We start from the raw sequence: 25,042 nt of genomic DNA, 5'->3' as shown, positions 1-25,042 counted from the left end.
TTGTAGTCTTGGCGCGTACCGGCTAAATCAATTCAGCAAAAAGGAACGACGAAATGAAAAAGTTACTGGCACTGGGCATTTCTTTGGCCCTCGCATCATGGCAGCTATCGGCTCAAACGTTTGTGCTGACGGATGCTGAAAGCAACGTGGAGAAAGGGAATTGGCAAATTGGCAGCGATGCGCTGAAGATTAAGGATCAGCACTTCAGCATTGAGCAAAGCGTGTTGCGCGGCGGGCGTCAGGAAGGCAGTAAAATCATTACCATCACCAGTCAAAACGGGTTAAAAATCGTACTGAGCCCAAGCCGCGGCATGGATCTGCTGCACGTCACCGGTAAAGATATCCGCTTGGGGTGGGACTCCCCGGTCGATGAGGTGGTGAACCCGAATACCATTAACCTGGAAAGCCGCGGCGGGCTGGGCTGGCTGGAAGGCTTCAATGAGATGATGGTGCGCTGCGGTTATGAATGGACCGGCCACCCGGTGGTCGATAAAGGCATGGTGTATACCCTGCACGGCCGCGCCGGCAATACGCCCGCCTCGAAAGTGGTGGTCGACGTCAGTGAAAAAGCGCCTTATCAGATCACCGTGCGCGGGCTGCTGAAAGAGAACAGCTTTAAGAAATCGAATCTGGAAACCTGGACCGAGCTGCGTTACATCCCCGGCAGCGAATCCTTCACCGTTCATGACGTGCTGACCAATAAATCCGACTATGTGCGCGATTACCAAATTATTTATCACAGCAACTTCAGCACGCCGATTCTGGAACAGGGCGCGCGTTTTGTCGCGCCGGTGAAAGAGATTTCGCCGTTCAACGACTACGCCAAAGCGGGTCTGAAAGAGTGGCAAATTTATCAGGGTCCGACCAAGGACTTTGATGAAATGGTCTTTAACCTGACGCCGTATGCCGACGGACAGGGGAAAACGCTGGCGGCGCTGTTCAATCGCGCCGGCGATAAAGGCGTATCGATTGATTTTGATACCCGCCAACTGCCGGTGCTGACGCTATGGAAAAACACCGATACGGTGAAACAGGGCTATGTCACCGGCATTGAACCGGGCACCAGCTACGCCTATCCGGTGACCATCGAGCGTGAACAGGGACGGGTAAAACAGCTGCAGCCGGGACAGAGCACCACCTTTGAGCTGACCTACAGCCTGCTGAGCAGCGCCGAGGCGGTACAGAAAACGGAACAGCGGGTCAAAGCCATTCAGGGAGAGAATAAAACCACGGTGACGGAAAAACCGATCGCCGTTGAGTAACCGGCAGACGCCGGCCGCGTCCCGATGCCGCTTTGCCTGTCGCCGGGCAAAGCGGCGTCTCTATTTTGCCGCCGTGCGATTTATCCCCATGGAACAGGATATCCCTTCGCCGAAGGGGAAGGGCGCTAAATGACGGATCCTATTTCAGCACCTGCGGATTAACGCAGTTTTCTTTCACCTGCCCGCTCAGCGCGGCGATCAGATTATCGACGGCGCAGGCCGCCATGGCGTAGCGGGTTTCATGCGTGGCCGAGCCGATGTGGGGCAAAGCCACCACGTTGGGCAGGCTCAGCAGCGGGGAGTCGACGGGCAGCGGTTCCTGAGAGAAAACGTCCAGCCCCGCGGCGTGGAGGGTGCCGTCGCTCAGCGCGTCGATAAGCGCGCGCTCGTTGACCACGGCGCCGCGGCCGATGTTGATCAGAATGGCGCCGGGTTTCATTTTCGCCAGCTGCGCGCGGTCAATCAGGTTATGCGTTTCGGCCGTCAGCGGCAGGGTAATGCACAGGAAATCGGAGCCGGCCAGCAGGCTATCCAGATCGCAATAGCGGGCGTTAAAGCGCGTCTCGGCTTGCGCATGACGGCGGCGCGCGTTATACAGTACGGGCATGCTGAATCCTAAGTGCGCGCGCTGCGCGACGGCAAGGCCGATACGCCCCATGCCGAGAATGCCGATGGTTTTATGATGGACATCCGTGCCGAACCAGTCGCTGCCGATCCCCTCTTTCCATTCGCCGGCCTTGACCCTTTCAGCCACTTCCACCACCCGGCGCGCGCTGCTCAGCATCAGCGCCAGCACGGTATCCGCCACGGTTTCCGTTAATACCGTGGGGGTATGCATCAGAATGACGCCCTGCCCGCTCAGCGCATCAACATCGAAATTATCGTAGCCCACCGAAATGGTGGAGGCCGCGCGCAGGCGCGGACAGCGTTGCAAAAAGGCTTTATCCACTTTACCGCCCGAACCGATGATGCCCTCTGCCTGAGCCAGCGCCGGGTGATTACCGCAGGGGAGATCGTCCAATTCGGTGACGGCGAAGTGTTGGTCTAAACGGGCGCGTAAGTCGTCAGGGATCTTTCTGTACAGAATAACGTTAGGTTTCATCGCGAACTCCGGCAATTTAAGGAGATTAAAGCACGCATACCGATTGGCGGCATCGTATGGCCGTAGGCCACACGATAATAGTATGCACGATGAAATAACGTTAGCGGTAAAAGAGAATCAGTATTGGGTGGCCGGCGTCCGACGCACCGGTTCCCGCAGGCTGCGCAAACGCAGAAGTTCGCCGCTGTAGCGCTCGACGTCCAGCTTGTTGACCTCATCCAACCGTTGTTTGAAATGAGGCGCGATGCTGGTTACGCCGTTTATGGCGCCGCAAATGGCCGTCGCCATCGCCCCGATGCTATCGGTATCGCCGCCCAGATTGGCGCACAGGATGGCGCAGCGGTTGGCATCGGTTTGCGCCAGCTCGACCATGGCGATCGCCGCCGGGACCGATTCAATCATTTCCGCGCCGGTGCCGATCAGATCGTAAATGCGCGACATTGCGCCCTGAGCGCAGTTGGCGCGCGTTACCGTCTCCAGCGCCAGTTCGATACGGCAGGCCAGAGACGCGCTATGGGTGGTTACGCGCCTATTTTGCGCCGCCTGGGCGACCGCGGGGAGTTCATTGCGGATCCCGCCCCAGGTGGAGGCGCCGTCAACCGCTTTCGATATCGCCCAAGCTATCGTGGCGGCGCCGGCGACGGCGATATCGGATTTATGCGTCACGCTGGACGCCAGCTCGATATTACAGATGAAATCGCTTAGCGAATGCGTGGACAACAGACAGCCTAATGGGGATACCCGCGCGGCGGCGCCGTTGGTGACGCCGTTGTTTTCCAATTCACGGATATCGCTTCCCTGTCGTAACGCGTTCAATGCGCTCTTTGACGCCGGGCCGAGGATATTTTTCTCAAATGCGCCGCAGGCGAGCGCCCACTTCAGAATGCGGCGCCCGATTACCGTCGGTTCTATCTGGCCTTCGCACTCTATCAGGGCGTCCGCCAGCGCGATCGCCATTGCGGTGTCATCGGTATATTGCGCGGCGTTAAAATAACGGGCGGCGATATTCTCCTGCGGGCCGGGCAGGAAACGATCGATCCAGCCAAAATGGTTCTTTATCCGTGTCCGTGGCCACAATTCCGACGGCATTCCCATTGCATCGCCCAACATTTGACCATATAACGCACCACTAATATGGTTTTGTTTATTTGATGTCATGGCACATCCTTAACAAGCCAGGATGGTTTCTTTTTCCAGAAGAGATTATCCAATTGGCTATGTCGTTATGATTGGTTGATTTTTCAATTAAATAGCTTAAGCAATGACCGGGTCGTGATTAAACAACTAAGGCGGAAGCATTAGTTGATAGCGTAACACCAGATATAAAAAGGATAGAACGTTTACGGATGTTGGTTGAGGTAATTGTGAGGGTTTATTTTATCGGCGCTGAGAATAAAGGCGTGGAGAGAGAGTTAATAGTGGCGGATAAAAGGATTAGCCCACTGCATAATAAGTGTTGCGGACTGAGTTTCCTGATTAAACTTTTCATCGACGACGACAAAGCCCTGTTTGCGGTAAAACGCGCAGGCGCGCGCATTTTGCTGGTACACCTCCAGGCTAAGCAATGGAAACTGGCGCTGAACGTGGTTGATTAAAGCGGCGCCGATCTGCCGGCCATAATCGCGCCGTTGTATAAACAGCGCGCCGATAAAACGCTTTTCCAGCACGCTGATAAAGCCGGCGAGGCGTTGCGGCTTTTCATATACCCAGGTTTGCGACTGCGGAAGATAAACGTTGCGCACCAGCGGAGCGCTTTCCCGCCAGTAGTCCGCGTCAATAAAAGGGTGCGCCAGCGTAGTGCTTTCCAGCCAGAGCGACATCAGCGGCTCCAGATCCCGCGCTCGGTATTCGCGGATCATGGCGCCAGGTCCTGCCGGCGGAAACAGTCGGCGACGTGGTCGTTAACCAGTCCGCCGGCCTGCATAAACGCATAACAGATGGTGGACCCGATAAATTTGAAGCCGCGTTTTTTCAATGCCTTCGACATGGCGTCTGAAATAGCGGTTTTGGCCGGCACGTCGGCGAGGGACGCCGGGCGGTTAAGCTGCGGCTGATTGTCGACGAACGACCAGACAAAACGGGAGAAGTCTTCGCCCTGACTCTCCATCGCCAGCCAGGCGCGGGCGTTGGCGATGATGGCCTCTATCTTTCCGCGGTGGCGAATGATGCCGCTGTCTTGCATCAGCGCATCGACGTCCGCCGAAGTCATTTGGGCGATGCGGCGCGGATCGAACCGATGGAAACAGCGGCGGTAGTTTGCGCGTTTTTTCAGCACGGTAATCCAGGAAAGCCCGGCCTGCTGACCCTCAAGACAGAGTAGCTCAAACAGTTTTTGGCTATCGGTGCAGGGTTTTCCCCATTCGTTATCGTGATAATCCAGATATAACGGATCCTGGGTGACCCAACCACATCGTTTCATCGCTTTATCCTATCGTTAAGCTCTGGATACGGATTGTTATTTAGTGAGGTTGCTGATATTGATATTGCGCCATCATGACATTTTAACTGCTGTATATGCAACCAGCCTTATGCGTCCGGCGTGCGGTCGGCGATGAAGCTATCTAACAAAAGCGATAATGAGTAACAGTCGGGGGACGGGGAATGGCGGTTGAATGGATTTTAGCCTATCTGGCTTTAGGGGCGGTCGTTGGTTTTATGGCCGGACTATTGGGCATCGGCGGCGGCGGCATCATGGTTCCGCTGCTGACGGCGATGTTCGCCGCTCAGGGCGTGCACAATGCGCATCTGGTGCATCTGGCGCTGGGCACGTCGATGGCGGCGATTGTGATTACGGCGATTTCCAGCCTGCGCACTCACCATCAGCATCAGGCGGTGTTATGGCCGGTGGTTTGGCGCATTACGCCCGCTATCCTGATCGGCACCTTCGCCGCCACCTGGCTGGCGACACTGCTGCCGACGCGGGCGCTGGCGATCTTCTTCTCCTGCTTTATGGCCTATGTCGCGCTGCAAATGGTGCTGAATATCAAGCCTAAACCACAGCGCCAGTTGCCCGGCAACGCGGGGATTTCGCTGGCCGGACTGTGCATCGGCGGCATTTCCGCGCTGGTGGCTATCGGCGGCGGTTCATTAACCGTCCCTTTTCTGACGTGGTGTAACGTGCGTATACAACAGGCCATCGGCACCTCGGCGGCGGTCGGTCTGCCCATCGCGCTGGCGGGGGCGCTGGGATACATGATAAACGGCTGGTCGGCGGACGGATTGCCCTCCTACAGCCTCGGCTATGTTTCTCTGCCGGCGGTGGTGCTGATTTCGGCGGTAAGCTACTTCACCGCGCCGGTCGGCGCCCGCTTGGCCCACCGTTTGCCGGTCGCCACCCTGAAAAAAATCTTTGCCGGTCTGCTGCTGCTGCTAAGCCTGAAGATGCTGCAGACGGTGTTTGCCGGTTGAGTCGCCGGGCCGCCTGCGGCGGCTTCAACGGGGCGCGGCTGGCGGATGGGCCGCGCAACAAGGCCAACGCAGGCAGCTTGAAGTATGAGGGGATACCTTGGCCGTAAAATAGCATCGATATGAACTTGTTGCCGCATTCCGGCTGTATATCTCGCACTCAGAGGGTATACTGACGCCTTTCATTGTCAATCCACTGTATCGCGTGCGAATCCAAATGCAAAAGTTTGATACCAAGACCTTCCAGGGCCTGATCCTGACGTTACAGGATTATTGGGCGCGCCAGGGCTGCACCATCGTTCAACCATTGGACATGGAAGTCGGCGCAGGCACTTCACATCCGATGACCTGCCTGCGGGCGCTCGGCCCGGAGCCGATGGCGACCGCCTATGTACAACCGTCCCGCCGTCCTACCGATGGCCGCTACGGCGAAAACCCCAACCGTCTGCAACACTACTACCAGTTCCAGGTCGTCATTAAGCCCTCTCCCGACAATATCCAGGAGCTGTACCTTGGCTCTTTGCAAGCGCTGGGGCTGGATCCGACGGTCCACGATATCCGCTTCGTGGAGGATAACTGGGAGAACCCGACGCTGGGCGCCTGGGGGCTGGGCTGGGAAGTGTGGCTGAACGGTATGGAAGTGACCCAGTTTACCTACTTCCAGCAGGTCGGCGGTCTGGAGTGCAAGCCGGTCACCGGCGAGGTGACCTACGGTCTGGAACGTCTGGCGATGTACATTCAGGGCGTGGACAGCGTTTACGATCTGGTCTGGAGCGACGGCCCGTTGGGCAAAACCACCTACGGCGATGTGTTCCACCAAAACGAGGTGGAGCAATCGACCTACAATTTCGAACACGCCGACGTCGATTTTCTGTTTACCTGCTTCGAGCAGTATGAAAAAGAGGCTCGGCACCTGCTGGCGCTGGAAACGCCGCTGCCTCTGCCCGCCTACGAACGTATTCTGAAAGCGGCGCACAGCTTTAACCTGCTGGACGCGCGCAAGGCGATCTCCGTTACCGAACGTCAGCGCTACATCCTGCGTATTCGTACCCTGACCAAAGCGGTGGCCGAAGCCTACTACGCTTCCCGCGAGGCGCTGGGCTTCCCTTTGTGTACCAAGAACATAAGCGATAAGAAAGAGAGCTAAGAGGCAGCCATGACTGACAAGACTTTTCTGGTGGAAATCGGCACGGAAGAGCTGCCGCCGAAGGCTCTCCGTAATCTGGCGGAATCTTTCGCCGTGAACTTCGGCGCGGAGCTGGACGCCGCCGGCCTGACCCACGGCGACGTGGAATGGTTCGCCGCGCCGCGCCGCCTGGCGCTGAAAGTGGCGAACCTGAGCGACGCGCAGCCGGATCGCGAAATAGAAAAACGCGGCCCGGCGATAGCGCAGGCGTTTGACGCCGCGGGCAAGCCGACCAAAGCGGCCGAAGGCTGGGCGCGCGGCTGCGGCATTACGGTCGATCGGGCTGAGCGCCTGAAAACCGATAAAGGCGAATGGCTGCTGTACCGCGCGCAGGTTAAAGGCGCGCGGACCCAGGCGCTGCTGGCGGGCATGGTCGGCGCATCGCTGGCTAAACTGCCGATCCCGAAATTGATGCGCTGGGGCGATAAAGAGACCCAGTTTGTGCGCCCGGTGCACACCGTCGTCATGCTGCTGGGCGATGAGCTGATCCCGGGACAGGTGCTGGGGATCGATTCCGCCCGCACCCTGCGTGGCCACCGTTTTATGGGCGAAGCGGAGTTCACCATCGACAGCGCCGAGCAATATCCCGGCATCCTGCTGGAGCGCGGCAAAGTGATGGCGGATTACGCGGCGCGTAAGGCGAAAATCAAACAGGACGCAGAATCCGCCGCGCGCAAGATTGGCGGTAACGCCGATCTGAATGACGCCCTGTTGGAAGAAGTGGCCTCGCTGGTGGAGTGGCCGGTGGTGCTGACCGCCAAATTTGAAGAGAAATTCCTGGCGGTGCCGGCGGAAGCGCTGGTGTATACCATGAAAGGCGACCAGAAATACTTCCCGGTTTACGACGACGACGGCAAGCTGCTGCCGAACTTTATTTTCGTCGCCAATATTGAATCCAGCGACCCGCGGCAGATTATCGCCGGCAACGAGAAAGTGGTGCGTCCGCGTCTGGCGGATGCGGAGTTCTTTTTCAATACCGACCGGAAAAAACGTCTGGAAGATCATCTGCCGCGTCTGGAAAGCGTGCTGTTCCAGCAGCAGCTCGGCTCATTGCGCGATAAAACCGATCGTATTCAGGCGCTGGCAGGCTGGATCGCCGAACAGATCGGCGCCGATGTGAATCACGCTACCCGCGCGGGCCTGCTGTCCAAGTGCGATCTGATGACCAACATGGTGTTTGAATTTACCGACACCCAGGGCGTGATGGGCATGCACTATGCGCGTCATGACGGCGAGGCGGAAGATGTCGCCGTCGCGCTGAACGAGCAGTATCAGCCGCGCTTCGCCGGCGACGATTTGCCCTCTTCCCCGGTGGCCTGCGCGCTGGCGATTGCCGACAAGATGGACTCGCTGGCGGGGATCTTCGGCATCGGGCAGCATCCGAAAGGGGACAAAGACCCGTTTGCGCTGCGCCGCGCGGCGTTAGGGGTATTGCGCATCATCGTTGAAAAGCAACTGCCGCTGGATCTGCAAACGCTGACGGAAGAAGCGGTGCGCCTGTACGGCGACAAGCTGACCAACGCCAAGGTGGTGGACGACGTGATTGAGTTTATGCTCGGCCGTTTCCGCGCTTGGTATCAGGAGGAAGGGCACAGCGTGGACACCATTCAGGCGGTGCTGGCGCGCCGTCCGACCCGTCCGGCGGATTTCGACGCCCGGGTGAAGGCGGTGAGCCATTTCCGCACGCTGGACGCTTCCGCCGCGCTGGCGGCGGCCAACAAACGGGTTTCCAATATTCTGGCGAAATCCAGCGATACGCTGAATGAGCAGGTGAATGCGGCGGTTCTGAAGGACCCTGCGGAAATCAAATTGGCCACCTATCTGGTGGTGTTGCGCGACAAGCTGGAGCCGCTGTTCGCCGCGGGACGCTATCAGGAAGCGCTGGTTGAGCTGGCCGAACTGCGCGAACCGGTCGACGCCTTCTTCGATCAGGTGATGGTGATGGCGGACGACGAGGCGGTGCGCGTCAATCGCCTGACGCTGCTTGACGCGCTGCGTAACCTGTTCCTGAAAGTGGCGGATATTTCGCTGTTGCAGTAGTGCCTTCACGCCCTCTCTTCGCGCTGAAAAGGGGGCGTTTATCCCGGATACGCCCGCCGGCGGGCGTATCAACGCGCGGGCGGGGAATAAACCGACGCTGTTTTTCATCGTCGTCGGAATATTTCATCCTGTACGACGCGACCGGATGAAAACGCCTTTTGGGGCTAATTGATTAACAGGTAAATATAAATTAAACATCATTTTATTAACGAACATAATTAATTCACATTCCACATTTTCAACATTCCTGCGGTTATTTTTACGTATATCAATGATGCCGTTTTAATTAACTATCCCCCTAAAAAAGTGTTGGTTTTATTCGGTTTCATTTTTTATGAAATAGAATAAAGATCACAATTATCACCCGATGCCACGGTTATACTGCGAAGAAATTCAGGCTATGCCTGGTTTAAATGGGAGTAGAAATAAAATAATAGCATGATGTTATTCAGCGCTTATGCCAATAGGCGTTATGTTCGTTATCTTTCAAACTTCAGGTAGGCTGGTTCTTGCTCGCCCCGTAGGCGGCGTTCAACCTGCTTCTGGCTGATTTTTCAGTCTCCCCAGTCAGTTACTGGCGTAAAATCTAGGGGATTAAATAAGATGTCGGGTATTTTTTTGCTCCTAGAAAATAATGAATAATTATTTTTAAATTCAGTTAAGTAACAATGAATTGTTTTTCAAGGCATATGGTTTACGTAAAGAAATCGCGCTGACGCCGGCTCAGCAGGAGAAAATCCATAAATGGGGCGAATAATAGAGCCAACGCAGATGCAGCGGAAAAAGGTATTTAATCTCTTGATGACCAGACAGAGGCGCAGTCCTGTTGTTGAACGGCTGGAATGAAAAAGAATAAAAATAATATACTCTAAATAATTCGAGTTGCAGGAGGCGCCGGCAAACCCGGCGCCGCATTGTGCAAGTTGAAATACGACGGGTAAAGCCGGGGATTTCCCCCCCGATGGCACCGTGACTCTCTGTTTGCCGTAGCACTATTTTATATAGCTTACTATTAATTACAGGAGTTCATTATGAGTGCGATTAATTTTTCCATCCCGCGTGATATCACCTACGGCGAAAATGCGCTGGCGCGGCTTACCTCCCTGCGGGGCAGCCGGGCGGCGATCGTTACCGGCGGCAGTTCGATGAAACGGCATGGTTTTTTGGCTCAGACCGAGAAACTGCTCAATCAGGCCGGGATGGATTGCCTGCTGATTGACAACGTCGAGCCGAACCCCTCCGTGGCGACGGTGCAGCGCGGCGCCAAAGCGATGCTTGAATTTCAGCCGGACTGGATCGTGGCGATTGGCGGCGGGTCCGCTATCGATGCGGCAAAAGTCATGTGGTGTTTCTATGAGCATCCGCATCTTACGCTGGCGGATATCCTGCCCGTCGGCGCGATGCCCCCGCTGCGCAACAAGGCCAAGTTCGTCGCCATTCCCTCCACCAGCGGCTCGGCTTCGGAAATCACCGCATTTTCCGTGATTACGGATACGGAAAGCCATATTAAATACCCCATCGTGGCGTCGGATATGGTGCCGGATATCGCGATTCTCGATCCGGCTATTCCGGCGACCTGTCCGCCGCACATTACGGCGTATTCGGGGATGGATGTGCTGACCCACGCGCTGGAGGCCTATGTCTCTACCGCCGCCAGTTCGTTTACCGACCCCTACGCGCTGGAAGCGATTCGGCTGGTATTCGAGAATCTGGAAACCGCCTACCTCTCCCCCGACAATATGCAGGCGCGTTTCCATATGCATAACGCCTCCGCGCTGGCGGGGATCGCTTTCACCAACGCCTCCCTGGGAATCATTCATTCGCTGGCGCATAAGATCGGCGGCGAGTTCGGCGTTACCCACGGACTGGCCAACGCCATCATGCTACCGTACGTGATTCAGTTTAATCGCCACTGGACCCATAAATATCAACAGATTGAGAAGCGTTTCGGCATTATCAATCTGGCCGAGGCCATCCGCGATCTGAATCATCGGCTAAACATTCCCGATACGTTCCGCGAGTGCGACGAGGTGGATTTCAGCGAAGATAAATTCACTCAAGTGCTCGACCGCATGAGCCAGAATGCGCTGGACGACCCCTGTACGCTAACCAATCCCGGCCATCCGAAAGTGGAAGATATGAAGGCGCTGTATACCGTCTCTTACTACGGAAGCTAACGGCGGCCGTCCGGCGATGCTAACGCCCGTTCTCGACGCGTCGGGAGCGGGCGTTATTTTTTGCGCGCGCCTGATGAACGCGTTACGCGGATCGACTAACCGATAGCGCGTTTCGCCCGTCCGATTCGCCATTCAATCGCAAATAAATTGTGATTTCTCTCCCATAAATTGAACAAATGCATGTTACGAAATTGTGATTTGCATCACATCTTCGTTACTCCCAAAATGCGCAAATTTTGTACAAAAACGCCTTTTTTTGTGATTAACATCACTTATTTGCGCCCATTTTGCGTGTCAGAAATGTGATCTATATCACAAAATTCCATCTGATTGCTAAGTGAAAACAGAATGTTAGAGTCCGACCTGCATACGGGGATGCGGACGGAAATTGCTCACTCCGTCTCACGATCATGACCACGCGCTCTCATTGTCAGCGCGTTCAATAGGAGTGTGTTTTTATGCTTTCACCAGACATCAAGATCAAAGTTCAGAACTTTGGTCGCTTTCTTAGCAACATGGTGATGCCCAACATTGGCGCATTTATCGCCTGGGGTATTATTACCGCGCTATTTATTCCTACCGGCTGGCTGCCTAACGAAACGCTGGCGAAACTCGTCGCGCCGATGATCAGCTATCTGCTGCCGTTGCTGATCGGCTATACCGGCGGTCGCCTGGTCTTCGGCGAACGCGGCGGCGTGGTCGGCGCCATCACCACGATGGGGGTGATCGCCGGGACGGATATTCCCATGTTTATGGGGGCGATGATTGCCGGCCCGCTGGGCGGCTGGGCGATTAAGCGTTTCGACGGCCTGGTCGACGGCAAAATAAAAAGCGGTTTTGAAATGCTGGTCAACAACTTCTCCGCCGGTATTATCGGCATGCTGTTGGCGATCCTGTCGTTTCTGGCCATCGGCCCGCTGGTCGAACTGTTCTCTCAGGCGTTGGCCGCCGGCGTTAACGTGATGGTGCGCAACGGCCTGCTGCCGTTAGCCTCCATTTTCGTCGAGCCGGCAAAAATTCTTTTCCTGAACAACGCCATTAACCACGGCATCTTCTCGCCGCTCGGGATTCAGCAGGCGACCGAAACCGGCAAATCCATTTTCTTCCTGATTGAAGCGAACCCCGGTCCCGGCCTGGGCGTGCTGATCGCCTATATGCTTTTCGGCCGCGGCAACGCGAAAGAGTCCGCTCCGGGCGCCGCCATCATCCACTTCTTCGGCGGGATTCACGAAATTTACTTCCCTTACGTGCTGATGAATCCGCGTCTTATTATCGCCGTTATCCTCGGCGGGATGACCGGCGTGTTTACGCTCGGCCTGCTGGGCGGCGGTTTGATCTCTCCGGCGTCTCCCGGATCGATTCTGGCGGTGTTGGCTATGACGCCAAAAGGCGCCTACTTCGCCAATATCGTAGCGATTGTGGCGGCATTCGCGGTGTCTTTCGTGGTTTCCGTTATTTTGCTGAAAAGCGCGAAAAACAAAACGGAGGAAGATCTTGGCGAAGCCACCCGTCGTATGCAGGCGCTGAAATCGTCGGCAAAAGAAGCGGATCGCGCCGAGGTCGGCGTCAGCGGCGATTTGAGCACCGTGCGTAAAATCATCGTCGCCTGCGATGCCGGGATGGGCTCCAGCGCCATGGGCGCCGGCGTGCTGCGTAAGAAAGTGCAGGACGCCGGGCTGAAAAATGTTTCCGTAACCAACTGCGCAATCAATAACCTGCCGCCGGATGTCGATCTGGTGATTACCCACCGGGATCTTACCGAGCGCGCGCTGCGTCATGCGCCGCAGGCTCAACATATCTCGCTGACCAACTTCCTTGATAGCCGGCTGTATAGCGATCTGGTCGCCCGCCTGACCGCCGCGCAAGGCAGCGCCTCTCCCGCCGCGCCGGAAGCCGCGGCCGCCAAACCGGATGTCGCCGGCGAAGGGGCGAAGCTGTTCCAGCTTGGCGCCGCCAACGTTTTCCTCAACCAACATGCAACCACCAAAGAACAGGCCATCCGTTTCGCCGGCGAACAGCTGGTGAAAGGGGGCTACGTCGAGCCTGCCTACGTCGACGCCATGCTGGAGCGCGAAAAACTGACGTCGACCTATCTGGGCGAATCCATCGCGGTGCCGCACGGGACGATCGAAGCCAAAGATCAGGTGCTGAAAACCGGCGTGGTTTTCTGCCAGTACCCCGACGGCGTGCGTTTCGGCGAAAACGACGATGAGGTCGCGCGCCTGGTCATCGGTATCGCCGCCCGTAATAACGAACACATTCAGGTAATTACCAGCCTGACCAATGCACTGGACGATGAATCCGTGATTGAGCGTTTGGCGCATACCCAGAACGTACAGGACGTGCTCGACCTGCTGTCGGGCACAAAGAGCGCCTGAGTTTACGGTGACGCCGCCCGCGCGGGCGGCCTCTTGTCAGCATGTTGTTTTAAAAGGGTAAAGCATAATGAAAGCATTACATTTTGGTGCTGGAAATATCGGTCGTGGATTCATCGGTAAACTGTTGGTCGACGCCAATATCGAACTGACCTTCGCGGACGTGAATCAGCCGCTGTTGGATGCGCTGAACCAGCGCAAAAGCTATCAGGTTCGCATCGTGGGAGAGCAGACGCGGCTTGATACCGTCAGCAACGTCAGCGCCGTTCATAGCGGCAGTCCGCAAGCGGCGGCGCTGATTGCCGACGTCGATCTGGTCACGACGGCCGTCGGGCCGCAAATTCTGGAAAAGATCGCCGGCGCCATCGCGCAGGGGCTGGTGAAGCGCCACGCGGACGGCAACGCGCGCCCGTTGAATATTATCGCCTGTGAGAATATGGTGCGCGGCACCAGCCAACTGAAACAGCATGTGCTGAAGCTGCTGCCGGCCGATCGGCAAGAGTGGGTGGCGCAGCATGTGGGTTTCGTCGATTCCGCCGTCGATCGTATCGTACCGCCTTCCGAAGCCGGCAGCGACGATGTGCTGGCCGTGACGGTTGAAACTTTCAGTGAATGGATCGTCGACCAGACGCAGTTTAAAGGAACGCCTCCGGCCATCCCGGGCATGGAGCTGACCGATAACCTGATGGCTTTTGTCGAACGCAAACTGTTTACGCTAAACACCGGTCATGCCATCACCGCCTATCTGGGCCGGCAGCTTAAGCATCAGACGATTCGCGACGCCATCCTCGATCCTAACGTACGCGCCGTGGTTAAAGGCGCGATGGAAGAGAGCGGCGCGGTATTGATTAAACGCTACGGTTTCGATCCGGCGAAACATGCGGCCTATATCAATAAAATTCTCAGCCGTTTTGAAAACCCCTACCTGCATGATGACGTCGAACGCGTGGGGCGTCAGCCCTTGCGTAAACTGAGCGCCGGCGACCGGCTGATCAAACCGCTGCTGGGGACGCTGGAATACCTCTTGCCGCATGATAATCTAATCGTCGGTATCGCCGCCGCGATGCATTTCCGTTGCGAACAGGATCCGCAGGCGCGCGAACTGGCCGCATTGCTGGAAAAACAGGGACCGCAGGCGGCGCTGGCGCAGATTTCAGGTCTGGATGCGCAGAGTAAAGTTGTCGCGCAGGCGGTGAGTGTGTATAACGCCATGCGGTAATGGGCGGATCGTTTCTGCTTGGTGATCCCTGATTACGTTTATATCCTACATACTTCGCGTTGCGGGACACAAGGTTACCGTTTTGCGCAACGCGACGCGTGGGCCTTTTACGGACCGGGCCGGTGTATGACGGGTATATAACCGTTGATGTTTGGAGCTGGCGATGCCGGGTATAACCGGCGTCGCCGCATTCGCCGGTAGAAAGCATCGCCGGGTCGGAGATAATCTGTGTGCGGGTAGCGGGACGAGAAGTAGCGATGGAAGAGACACAGGCGTTTGAAAACCGGGTTCTTGAATCACTCAATTCAGCATCCACGGTACGTGATTTTATGCTCCGGGCGGCCGACTTACTGGCCGAAGCGGTCAGTGTTCTTATGTTGCAAGTGTTCCGCAAGGATGACTATGCCGTTAAATATGCGGTTGAACCATTGATGATGGGCACAGGTCCGCTCGGGGATCTGTGCGTGCGCCTCAAGCTGATTTACGGGCTGGGCATGATCGGCCGTAAAGAGTATGAGGACGCGGAATTGCTGATGGCGTTGAGCGACGAGTTGTTGCACGACGGACGTCATTACCGTTTTACCGATGATGAAATTCTTGGCCCGATCGGCGAACTGCACTGCGTCGGCATGTTGCCCGCGCAGCCGCCGCTTCCCGCCGGGGAAGATGTCGCCGATGACCTACTGATTAGCATGCAGCAACAGCGTTATCAGCAGATGGTCCGCTCCACGCTGGTGTTATCGCTTACGGAATTGATTTCCCAAATCAGCATGAAAAAAGCCTTTTAGCCGATATTCCCACCGCACTGCACCTGCGATAGGGTTTAGTGTATGCTTGCACCCCGCATGATCCCCCCGTTATACAGGTTGATACGTTATGAAAGAGCAGGAAAAAGCAGAAATTAAACGTCTTAGCGATCAATTGGATAAATTGAATCGTCAACAGGTCGCCCTACTTGAGCAGGGAGACGCCGAAGCGACGGCGTTGAATCTGGCAGCGTGCGAAAAGCTGACGGCGGAAATCGAACGGCTGCGCAATGCGCGGGAGCGGAAACTCAGCCAGGAGGCGAAGAAGCTGACTCGCCTGCCTTTCAGCCGCGCCATCGACAAAAAAGAGCAGGCGAATCTGGGCGCGCTGAAGAAAAGCGTCCGCGGACTGGTGGTGGTGCACCCCATGACGGCGCTGGGGCGCGAAATGGGGTTAAAAGAGATGATGGGCTACGCGCCGAAACCCTTTTAAGCCGCCGGTGCGGCACTGAGCGGCAGGCTATCCGCTTCTTTTCCGTTATCCCCGCCGGCGATTCCCGCCTTAGCGGGAATAACCAATTAAAGCGCGGGAGTGCGCCGGCGGCAGCGGACGTTACCGCTTGTCGTTCAGCTGTAGCGACGGGCGGGAGAGCGCGATGCCGGACGGCGTGTCGTCGTCCTGCGTGCCTGACAGACGAAATACGGACACCGCCTGTTTCAGCAGCGCGGCCTGCTCTTCCAGCGAATCCGCCGCCGCGGAGGATTGCTCGACCAGCGCGGCGTTTTGCTGGGTGGTGCTGTCCATCTCCACGATCGCCTGATTGATCTGCGTAATTCCCCGGCTCTGTTCGTCCGAAGCGGTGGCGATCTCACTCATAATGCTGTGCACCTGAGTCACCGAAGCGACGATATCGTTCATCGTTTTACCCGCGTTGCCGACCAGTACCGCCCCGTTGCTCACTTGTTCGACGGATTCGGCGATCAGGCTGGCGATCTCTTTGGCGGCCTGGGAGCTGCGTTGCGCCAGATTGCGCACTTCGCTGGCGACCACGGCGAATCCCCGCCCTTGCTCGCCCGCGCGGGCGGCTTCAACGGCGGCGTTCAGGGCCAGGATATTGGTCTGGAAAGCGATGCCGTTAATCACGGAGGTGATATCCGCGATACGCCGGGAGCTGTGCTCGATATCGGTCATGGTTTTCACCACGTTATTCACCTGCTCGCCGCCCTGTTGCGCCGTTTGGGAGGCGCTGAGCACCAGCGTATTGGCGTGGTGCGCATTGTCCGCGTTTTGTTTTACCGTGGCGGTCAACTGCTCCATGCTGGCGGCGGTTTGCTCAACGGCGGCGGCCTGCTGCTCGGTCCGGGAGGAGAGATCGGTGTTGCCGGCGACGATCTCCCTGGAAGCGGTGAAGATCTGGCTTACGCCGACGCGGATCTCATCGATCATGTTATGCAGGTTGGCGTTCATCTTCGACATGGCGCTGATGAGCTGGCCCAGTTCATCACGGCGGGTGGTATTGATGGTCATGGTGAGATCGCCGGTGGCGATACGTTCGGCCATATCCAGCGTATTGTGCAGCGGCGTCGTAATCTGGCGTGAGATAAACCAGGAAACCAGCAACCCGAGCAGAAGCGTAATCAGCGCGGTGATGCCCATCTGGATCTCGGAGCTGCGGATATCATGCTGGGTAAGCCGTAGCTGTTCGTTAAGCAGGGACTCGATGATCTGGTTGAGCCGATCGGCGATAGTCCGCATCTGCTGCGCTTCGGCCATCTCTTCCTGATAGGCGGGAATATACGCCATCGCGCGCCCTTGATAAACGCTCATCGTGCCGAGGACCGGCGTAAGCGTCTCCTTCTGCTGCGCCGACAGATCCGGGTGCTGGTGCAGCGCGTTCAGCGCGGTTTGCGCCTCTTTAATCGCGGCGGCGAGTTTTTCCTGCGCCTCCTCATCGCGCGACAGCAATAAGCCGCGCACGTGGTAGCGTACGGCCATCAATTTATAATTAAGATCGGAAAGCAGCAATTGCAGCGCCGGCGTGGCGTAGTCCGTAATGAGCTGTGCGCCCAGTTGTTTTAATGGTTCTTCCGTTTCGGAAAGATTCCAGCTTTTCCTGACGCTATCTTTTTTATTAATCGCCTCGATATAGCTCTGCTGCTTTTGCCGATATTCGGCAATCATACTTTCTATCTGAGGAAATTTGGCGCTGATGTTTTCCGGCCAGCTTTTTTCTTTGGCATGAGCGATATAGGTGTTGATCTTATCAATGCTGACATTGTTTTGCTGTATATCTTCGGGATTATAAGTTGTGCTATAGCGTACGCGATAATATTTGGCCTGGTTAATTTCGTTATTGATATTATTACTTAAATTTACCTTATCAATACTTTCTTTTAGCTCTTCGATATGCATGACGCCTGCGCCGGCAATAATAACCGTCATTATTAAGACCAGGAAGAAACCTAAGCCTAATTTTTTACCGACGTTGATATCTTCAAATTTTATCGCCATTTTTTTCTTCCATTATCTTATAAACAGAATACATCCTCCGGCGCCCGCATCACATTTCATACCGCCGACCATGGAAAGCTGCGCCATTAAGATGTCGTGTGAAGTACAACGTATCGGCATATACCCTAAATAATTCGAGTTGCAGGACAAAAACGCCAAAGCGTTTTTGAACAGCGCTTGCGGCGGCCCCAACGGGGCGAGCCCCACGGATGGGGTGAGTAATAAAGCCAACGAACAGGCAACTTGAAGTATGACGGGTATCAAAATCATACGATAAAGTCACGTACGAATTATCGGCAATAAGCAATAAAGCTTTAACATTTCGGATGGCCGCGCGGCGGGGGAAATAGGCGGTAAAACAGCGCCGGGAGCGCTTTTCAACGTCGCGTGCAGGGCGTCGGGCTGGGGGCGCAGGATAAAAAACCGGAATAACGGCTAATGCCGGTCGTTTAAATATCGAGGTAGACGGAGCAACCACCGGGGTGAGGCATCCCTGCGGGAACCTCCCCCGGTGTTTCCCCTAAAAATCGGCTTAAGTGATCCGCCGTTTGGAATAACGGCTCGTTATTCCGGTTGTGCGTTACGTCGGATTAGCGCGGGCGGCTCTCCGGCGCGCGGATTATTTTTTCGCTTCAGCAAAGCGTTTCGCGGCTTCGTCCCAGTTCACTACGCTCCAGAACGCCTTGATGTAGTCAGGACGGCGGTTCTGGTATTTCAGGTAGTATGCGTGTTCCCACACGTCCAGAGCGACGATCGGGTAGCCGGAAGCGCCGGAAATGGCTTCGCCCATCAGCGGGCTATCCTGGTTGGCCGTGGAAACCACCGCCAGTTTGCCGTCATCTTTCAATACCAGCCAGGCCCAGCCGGAGCCGAAACGCGTGGCCGCGGCCTGCTCGAATTTCTCTTTGAAAGCGTCGACGCTGCCGAAATCGCGCTCGATGGCGGCTTTCAGATCGCCGGTCAGCGTGGTGCCAAGCTTCAGGCCTTTCCAGAACAGGCTGTGGTTGGCGTGTCCGCCGACGTTGTTACGCAAAGCGGTTTTTTTCTCCGCCGGCACTTTATCCAATTGCGCGATCACTTCCTCTGGAGGCAGTTTGGCGAACTCAGGCAGGGATTCCAGCGCTGCATTAGCGTTATTGACGTAGGTCTGATGGTGCTTGGAGTGATGAATTTCCATCGTTTGTTTGTCGAAATGAGGCTCCAGCGCGTCATAAGCATAGGGCAGGGATGGTAGTGAATAACTCATGTTTAGCATCTCCGTGGTTGTAGTACCGAAATGTTGTAGTACTGAAAAGCGGTATCGTACACAATTATTCTAGTACACAAAATATTGCGGCACTGCTTTTGTTAGCGCCGCGTAAGAATTAGGTTCATTATAGTTAATTAAATGATATTGAAAATGATTATTCTTGTTTGAAAACGATCCGACCGGTCGCTTTAGGCCCATATAACAGGCGCTTATGGGGGGCCGCGGTGAGATAAAAACAAATTAATCTAAGTCATGCTCGATAAGACTAAGCGCCGTTCCGCGTTTGCCGACAAAGTCCGATGAGCGGCGGTAATGGATGGCTCGTAAAGACGCTGCACGCGCCCGATGCGCCACCGGCTTTCGCGGCGTCCTGCCGCTCACCTCAGCGCGATTTTTTACGCGAAGGGAAAAACAATATACTGTTATTTATGGCGATTGATTAAATAACGTTTAATTATTTTCTGGGGATTCGTCAGCCTTTCTGGGTCGTCGCAAGCGACGTTCAAAGGCGTTCTCTACGCGCTTGCCTCTGGCGCGGACATTATTCGCGCAGCCGCTGCGGATGGGTATAGACGGTGGCGCGCCCCGGACGGCAAAAGCCCACCAGCGTCAAATTGCAGCGCGCGGCGACCTCGACGGCCAGTGAGGTGGCGGCGGAAACCGCAAACAGGATCTCGACGCCGCACATGGCGGACTTCTGCACCATCTCATAGCTGGCCCGGCTGGAAACCAGCGCGGCGCCTTGCCGCCATGGATTTTTCGCCCGCATGCCGAGCAGCTTGTCCAGCGCGACGTGGCGCCCGACATCTTCGCAGCCGCCGGCCAGCAAGCCCTCCGGCGTGATCCAGGCCGCGGCATGGGTACAGCCCGTCAGCCGGCCCACCTGCTGTACGTTTTCCAACTGCGCCAGCGCAGACTCAAGACGGCTGAGCGAGAAGGTTTGGCTAAAGGGCAGGGGGGAGACGGGCTTGCCGATCTCCGCCAGCTGCTCCACGCCGCAGACGCCGCAGCCGGTACGGCCATCCATCGCCCGGCGCCGCGCTTTTAAGCCGGAAAAACGGCGGCTGGACAGCTCGATTTGCACTTCAATGCCGTTGCATACCGGTTGAACGTCAATGCCGTAAATCTCCTGCGGCGACGCAATGATGCCCTCCGACAGCGAAAAGCCCAGCGCGAAGAGCTCAAGATCTTTCGGCGACGACATCATCACCACGTGCGAAATACCGTTATAGACCAGCGCCACCGGTACTTCCTCCGCCAGCCAGTCGGTCTGCGGCTGCGCCAGCGTCCCCTGATGGCTGACGGCATGCCGGCGCGCGCCCGGCGGCAACGCTATCGTTTGCGGATTAACAACGTCTTTCACCTGGAATTCCTATGAGTCGTAAGTCAATGTCGCTGATTTATCCCGCTATTATTTCACCGCCTCCCGGCCGATGCGAACTTTTCTCTGAAAACAGCGATCGCGTCCGGATTCGGGTTGTCGATTTGTTTTATTTTGGTTGTAAAAATGTGATTTGCTTCGAAGAGTTAAGATTCTCTTTTGCCGGGCGCTGTCATAAACGCCCATCGCTGGTTACGATTTAACCATGTTCTCTGACTGACGTTCGTTTGCGCCTTGCCCCCCTGTTTCCACCGCGGCTCCGCCGCGTACCAGACCGCGAGAAGGAGATTGAAATGGCCTATGACATCGCTGAAAGCCGGGCGACGACCGGTGAATATGACGCGCTTAATCTGAAAAAACGCTACGACAACTTTATCGGGGGCGCCTGGGTTCCGCCCGAGGGGGGACAGTATTTCGTCAACCTGACGCCGGTCACCGGCCAGCCTCTGTGCGAAGTCGCCAGCTCCACCTCTCGGGATGTCGATCATGCGCTGGATGCGGCCCATCAGGCGAAAGCCGAATGGGGGGGAATGTCGGTGCAACAGCGCGCGCTGTTGCTGAACCGTATCGCCGACAGAATGGAGCAAAACCTTGAACGGCTGGCCGCGGTGGAAACCTGGGATAACGGGAAACCCATTCGAGAAACCCGCGGCGCGGATGTCCCGCTGGCGATCGATCACTTCCGCTATTTTGCCGCCTGCATACGTTCCCAGGAGGGGGCGATCAGTGAAATCGACGGCGATACCGTCGCCTACCATTTCCATGAGCCGCTGGGGGTCGTCGGCCAGATTATTCCCTGGAACTTCCCGCTGTTGATGGCCTGCTGGAAGATGGCGCCCGCGCTGGCGGCGGGCAACTGCATCGTGCTGAAACCCGCCAAGCTGACGCCGATGTCGGTTCTGGTTCTGATGGAGCTGATTCAGGATATCCTGCCGCCGGGCGTCGTCAACGTGGTGAACGGTTCGGGCAGCGATATCGGCGAATATCTGGCTACCTCGAAACGCATCGCCAAGGTGGCGTTTACCGGTTCGACGGAAGTGGGCCAGCAAATCATGGGCTATGCGGCCCGGAACGTGACGCCGGTTACGCTGGAACTGGGCGGCAAGTCGCCCAATATCTTCTTCGCGGACGTCATGGATAAAGAGGACAGCTTCTTTGACAAAGTGCTGGAAGGGTTCACGCTGTTCGCCTTTAATCAGGGGGAGGTCTGTACCTGCCCGAGCCGGGCGCTGGTGCAGGAGTCAATCTACGAGCGCTTTATGGAGCGGGCGATTAAGCGCGTTGAAGCTATTCGCATCGGCCATCCGCTGGACGCCAAAACCATGATGGGCGCTCAGGTGTCCGCCGGGCAGCTGGATACCATTCTCAACTACATCGACATCGGTAAGCAGGAGGGGGCCCGGGTGCTGACCGGTGGACGCCGCAAAGAGATGCCGAGCGAACTGGCGCAGGGATATTATCTGGAGCCCACCATCCTGTTTGGCAAAAACAGCATGCGCGTCTTCCAGGAAGAGATCTTCGGGCCGGTGCTGGCGGTGACGACCTTCAAAACCATGGATGATGCGCTGGAGATCGCCAATGATACCGAATACGGCCTCGGCGCGGGCGTGTGGAGCCGCAACGGCAGCGTCGCCTACCGGATGGGGCGCGGCATTCAGGCCGGCCGCGTCTGGACCAACTGCTACCATGCCTACCCGGCGCACGCGGCGTTCGGCGGCTACAAGCAGTCGGGCATCGGGCGTGAAAACCACAAGATGATGCTGGAGCATTACCAGCAAACCAAGTGCCTGCTGGTGAGCTACTCGGAGAAGCCGCTGGGATTGTTCTGATCGATATCGCGTCTCCGCCATGCCCGCGCAGGCGGGCATCTCCGGCGACATTCCCGTATTCAACCCATTCCCCATTGTGTGGTTTATCCACACGTCTTACCCTGTGCGATATCTTTTGTCTCGCCAAGAGGTTATGCATGAGCGGTAAGATCGTCTGGATTGATAATCTGCGGGCGGTGGCCTGTATGATGGTGGTGCTGATCCATAGCACCGCCTATTACATCACCGCCGGCGGCGCGCCGGGCGATACGCACTGGGATGTGGCGAATGTTCTCAACTCCGCCTCGCGGGTGTGCGTGCCGCTGTTCTTTATGATTTCGGGGTATCTGTTTTTCGGCGCGCGCAGCGCGCAGAAAAAACATTTCCTGCGCATCGGCCTATGCATTCTGTTTTATAGCGCGGTTTCCCTGATTTATATGGCGCTGCTAACGCCCATCAACCCGCTGAACGCCGCCAGATATTTCCTGCAAAAACCGATTTTTTACCACCTGTGGTTTTTCTATGCCATCGCCGTGGTCTATCTGCTCTCGCCGTTAATTAATGTTAAGCCCGTATCGGGCAGGTATCTGGCGATCTTCATTGTGGCGCTGGCGGTGGTTGCCAACCCGAATACCGGGCGGGTTGATTTTGCCGGCGTGAAGCTATTGCCGGTCAATCTCTATGTTTACGGCGATACCTTTTACTATTTGCTGTACGCGCTGATCGGACGGGCGCTGGGCATGCTGGAGATTCCCCGCCAGGGGGCGATCGCCGCGATTCCGGCGTTTATTGCGTGCGTGCTGCTGGTGGCGATGGGAACAAAGCATCACTCGATAATGAGCGATAATTTCAACCAAACGTTTTACATCTACTGCGGTCCGCTGGTTTTTCTGGCGGCGGTCAGCCTGCTGATGGCGTTTAAACGCTACCTGAATCATCGGGTATTGCCCGGGCTGGCCCTGATATCGCGCCACTCCCTGGCGATTTACGGTTTCCATGCGCTGATTATTCACTATCTGCGCACCCACGGTATGAGCGTCGAATCCTGTCCGGTGCTGGATATCTTCTACATCTTCAGCGCCGCGTTGCTCGGCAGCCTGCTGCTGTCGATGGCGTTGCGGAAAATCGATAGCCGGCGTCTGGTCAGCTAAGGACGCCGCCGGTTATTCGTCATGCCGTGTCCGGCGCAGCAGCGCGCGGCGTAACTGGCGGGCGGAGGAGAACCCCGCCATCAGGGCTAACGCCGATCGTTTAAGCATCGAGATACTCGGGGCGACCACCGGGGTGAGGTGTCCCTACGGGAACCTCCCCCGGTGTTTCCCCTAAAAACCGGCTTAAGTGAACGGCATTAGCCATCAGGGCGGATTTTTCCAGCCCGATACCCTGTTGCAAACGTTGTTGCGCTATTGCAATGCGTAGCCGCTCATGATATTCGCGCACGCTGATGCCCAGATGTTCACGGAAAAGGCGCGTGAGGTGACGGCTGCTGACGTGTACTTTGTCCGCAACGGCGGATAGCGTCCACGCGGCTTCCGGTTCAGCAGACATGATGTCCTGCGCCCGGTGAATAACCGGATGCAGATGATTACGGTGCTGTAGCCACGGCGAAAGCTGGGCGTCGCTGCCGGCGCGGCGGAAATAGACCACCATCACGCCGCGCTGAAGAGGAAATTTACTCCGGCGCGCGCCAGTAGTCGTAATCGATATGTTCAACCTGGAAGTTGGCGTTTTCCTTATCCCCCGTCAGGCGATAGGCGATAGTAAAGGCGAAATCAAAAGCGACGCCCAGTCCCTTACCGCTGATCAGGTTGCCGTCTTCGACGACTTTCTCGTTAACGTAGATCCCGTCGGCAACGTTTTGCCACAGTTCGCCGGAACAGACATAACGCCGGCCTTTCAATAAATGGTTGCCGCCCAGCACGCGCGCCGCCGCGGAGCAAATCGGGCAGATCAGCCGATTGGCTTCATCATGGCGCCGAATAAACTCCACCACCAGCGGGTTCGCCGCCAGGTTAACCGTTCCCTGCGGGCCGCCGGGAATGATCACCGCATCGAACAGCGCATCCCGATTTCTTTCCAGCAGATCGTCGGCGAACATACGAATATTGTGGTAACTGCGCAGCTCCAGCCTGTCGTCGCAGGACAGCATGGCGACATCTATTTTCATGCGGTGCAGTACGTCAATCACCATAATCGCTTCCGCTTCTTCAAAACCAGGGGCCAGCAGAATGGCGACTTTCTTAGACATAACATCTCCAGCAATATACAGAGGGAGCAGGGAGGATAGCAGAGAATGCCAAATAAAATGAAACGATGTTTTGTTTTTGCGGGAAGGGTCGAGTAACCCGCCTTTAGCGCTTAGCTTGTTGATGAAATCGCGTTATACTTGATCACTTGGGCGCAAACCGAGCGCGGATTTTTTTGCTTAAAGCACCACTCTTCTCTTCCTGTGCCGGCAAAAAGATGATTAAATTATCACTCACTTATTTTGCATAAATATGCATTTATTGGGAGTATGGTTTTGCCGATAGGACGCGCCGGACTCCTCCGCCGTTCGGTGAAGTCATGGCCTCTCATCAA

The 25,042-nt window shown here is 56.4% G+C and carries 19 protein-coding genes and 1 pseudogene; 11 read left to right on the top strand and 9 right to left on the bottom strand.

Going from position 1 to position 25,042, the window contains the following annotated elements:
- Positions 1-53: 53 nt before the first annotated feature.
- On the top strand, positions 54-1,262 hold the full coding sequence (locus VSX58_RS15965; RefSeq protein ID WP_327615105.1) for an aldose 1-epimerase family protein: 1,209 nt from the start codon (positions 54-56) through the stop codon (positions 1,260-1,262).
- A gap of 139 nt (positions 1,263-1,401) precedes the next feature.
- Here VSX58_RS15965 and ghrB read toward each other — a convergent pair whose 3' ends face one another.
- The 4 genes from ghrB to VSX58_RS15945 all read right to left on the bottom strand — a co-directional run bounded on the left by ghrB (position 1,402) and on the right by VSX58_RS15945 (position 4,783).
- Positions 1,402-2,364: a glyoxylate/hydroxypyruvate reductase GhrB gene (gene ghrB / locus VSX58_RS15960; RefSeq protein WP_327618952.1), complete on the bottom strand. Its 963-nt coding sequence runs from the start codon at positions 2,362-2,364 to the stop codon at positions 1,402-1,404.
- Positions 2,365-2,481: 117 nt separating this feature from the next.
- The gene (locus VSX58_RS15955) at positions 2,482-3,522 is read right to left on the bottom strand and encodes an ADP-ribosylglycohydrolase family protein (RefSeq protein ID WP_327618951.1); all 1,041 of its coding nucleotides are present in this window, start codon (positions 3,520-3,522) and stop codon (positions 2,482-2,484) included.
- 254 nt (positions 3,523-3,776) lie between these two features.
- Positions 3,777-4,223, bottom strand: coding sequence for an N-acetyltransferase (locus VSX58_RS15950; protein ID WP_327618950.1), 447 nt, complete (start codon positions 4,221-4,223; stop codon positions 3,777-3,779).
- Complete coding sequence (locus VSX58_RS15945; RefSeq protein ID WP_327618949.1) at positions 4,220-4,783, bottom strand: DNA-3-methyladenine glycosylase I; 564 nt, start codon at positions 4,781-4,783, stop codon at positions 4,220-4,222. Before VSX58_RS15945 ends, VSX58_RS15950 begins: the two co-directional genes overlap by 4 nt.
- A 182-nt stretch (positions 4,784-4,965) precedes the next feature.
- On the opposite strand from VSX58_RS15945, the gene VSX58_RS15940 reads away from it, so the two are divergent.
- The 8 genes from VSX58_RS15940 (at position 4,966) to VSX58_RS15905 (ending at position 16,005) form a co-directional block, all read left to right on the top strand.
- The gene (locus VSX58_RS15940) at positions 4,966-5,772 is read left to right on the top strand and encodes a sulfite exporter TauE/SafE family protein (protein WP_327618948.1); all 807 of its coding nucleotides are present in this window, start codon (positions 4,966-4,968) and stop codon (positions 5,770-5,772) included.
- 214 nt (positions 5,773-5,986) lie between these two features.
- A complete protein-coding gene (gene glyQ, locus VSX58_RS15935; protein WP_327618947.1) occupies positions 5,987-6,916 on the top strand; it encodes a glycine--tRNA ligase subunit alpha in 930 nt (309 codons plus the stop codon).
- A gap of 9 nt (positions 6,917-6,925) precedes the next feature.
- Positions 6,926-8,995 carry a glycine--tRNA ligase subunit beta gene (gene glyS / locus VSX58_RS15930; protein ID WP_327618946.1) on the top strand — a complete coding sequence of 690 codons (2,070 nt, stop codon included), beginning with the start codon at positions 6,926-6,928 and terminating at the stop codon, positions 8,993-8,995.
- 1,031 nt (positions 8,996-10,026) lie between these two features.
- Positions 10,027-11,172 carry an iron-containing alcohol dehydrogenase gene (locus tag VSX58_RS15925; RefSeq protein WP_327618945.1) on the top strand — a complete coding sequence of 382 codons (1,146 nt, stop codon included), beginning with the start codon at positions 10,027-10,029 and terminating at the stop codon, positions 11,170-11,172.
- A gap of 458 nt (positions 11,173-11,630) precedes the next feature.
- On the top strand, positions 11,631-13,550 hold the full coding sequence (locus VSX58_RS15920) for a PTS mannitol transporter subunit IICBA (protein WP_327618944.1): 1,920 nt from the start codon (positions 11,631-11,633) through the stop codon (positions 13,548-13,550).
- Between the two features lie 67 nt (positions 13,551-13,617).
- Positions 13,618-14,766: a mannitol-1-phosphate 5-dehydrogenase gene (locus VSX58_RS15915; RefSeq protein ID WP_327618943.1), complete on the top strand. Its 1,149-nt coding sequence runs from the start codon at positions 13,618-13,620 to the stop codon at positions 14,764-14,766.
- A gap of 257 nt (positions 14,767-15,023) precedes the next feature.
- Entirely contained in the window at positions 15,024-15,554 is a 531-nt protein-coding gene (locus tag VSX58_RS15910; protein WP_327618942.1) for an MltR family transcriptional regulator, read from the top strand.
- Positions 15,555-15,642: 88 nt separating this feature from the next.
- Positions 15,643-16,005, top strand: coding sequence for a YibL family ribosome-associated protein (locus tag VSX58_RS15905; RefSeq protein WP_327618941.1), 363 nt, complete (start codon positions 15,643-15,645; stop codon positions 16,003-16,005).
- A 120-nt stretch (positions 16,006-16,125) separates the two neighbouring features.
- On the opposite strand, the gene VSX58_RS15900 is transcribed toward VSX58_RS15905, so the two are convergent.
- From VSX58_RS15900 to fdhD, 3 genes are all read right to left on the bottom strand, one after another.
- On the bottom strand, positions 16,126-18,024 hold the full coding sequence (locus tag VSX58_RS15900; RefSeq protein ID WP_327618940.1) for a methyl-accepting chemotaxis protein: 1,899 nt from the start codon (positions 18,022-18,024) through the stop codon (positions 16,126-16,128).
- Between the two features lie 619 nt (positions 18,025-18,643).
- Entirely contained in the window at positions 18,644-19,270 is a 627-nt protein-coding gene (gene sodA / locus VSX58_RS15895) for a superoxide dismutase [Mn] (RefSeq protein WP_327615086.1), read from the bottom strand.
- A gap of 544 nt (positions 19,271-19,814) precedes the next feature.
- Positions 19,815-20,636 (bottom strand): formate dehydrogenase accessory sulfurtransferase FdhD, encoded by an 822-nt coding sequence (fdhD, locus tag VSX58_RS15890; RefSeq protein ID WP_407654879.1) that lies wholly within the window; start codon positions 20,634-20,636, stop codon positions 19,815-19,817.
- 311 nt (positions 20,637-20,947) lie between these two features.
- Here fdhD and exaC point away from each other — a divergent pair, with 311 nt between their 5' ends.
- Positions 20,948-22,483: an acetaldehyde dehydrogenase ExaC gene (gene exaC / locus VSX58_RS15885; protein ID WP_327615085.1), complete on the top strand. Its 1,536-nt coding sequence runs from the start codon at positions 20,948-20,950 to the stop codon at positions 22,481-22,483.
- A 137-nt stretch (positions 22,484-22,620) separates the two neighbouring features.
- Positions 22,621-23,613, top strand: a complete 993-nt coding sequence (locus VSX58_RS15880; RefSeq protein ID WP_327618939.1) for an acyltransferase — start codon at positions 22,621-22,623, stop codon at positions 23,611-23,613.
- Positions 23,614-23,713: 100 nt separating this feature from the next.
- Here VSX58_RS15880 and VSX58_RS15875 read toward each other — a convergent pair.
- Both VSX58_RS15875 and VSX58_RS15870 read right to left on the bottom strand, forming a co-directional pair.
- Positions 23,714-24,112, bottom strand: a pseudogene (locus tag VSX58_RS15875) (helix-turn-helix domain-containing protein); the annotation flags it as partial.
- A 22-nt stretch (positions 24,113-24,134) separates the two neighbouring features.
- Complete coding sequence (locus VSX58_RS15870; protein WP_327618938.1) at positions 24,135-24,710, bottom strand: DJ-1/PfpI family protein; 576 nt, start codon at positions 24,708-24,710, stop codon at positions 24,135-24,137.
- Between the last annotated feature and the right edge of the window lie 332 nt (positions 24,711-25,042).

It is taken from the genome of Brenneria populi, assembly GCF_036016195.1.
Taxonomy (GTDB): Bacteria; Pseudomonadota; Gammaproteobacteria; order Enterobacterales; family Enterobacteriaceae; genus Brenneria; species Brenneria populi.
The sequence above is the reverse complement of the archived record's forward strand: the minus strand, read 5'-3'. Positions and strand labels throughout refer to the sequence as shown.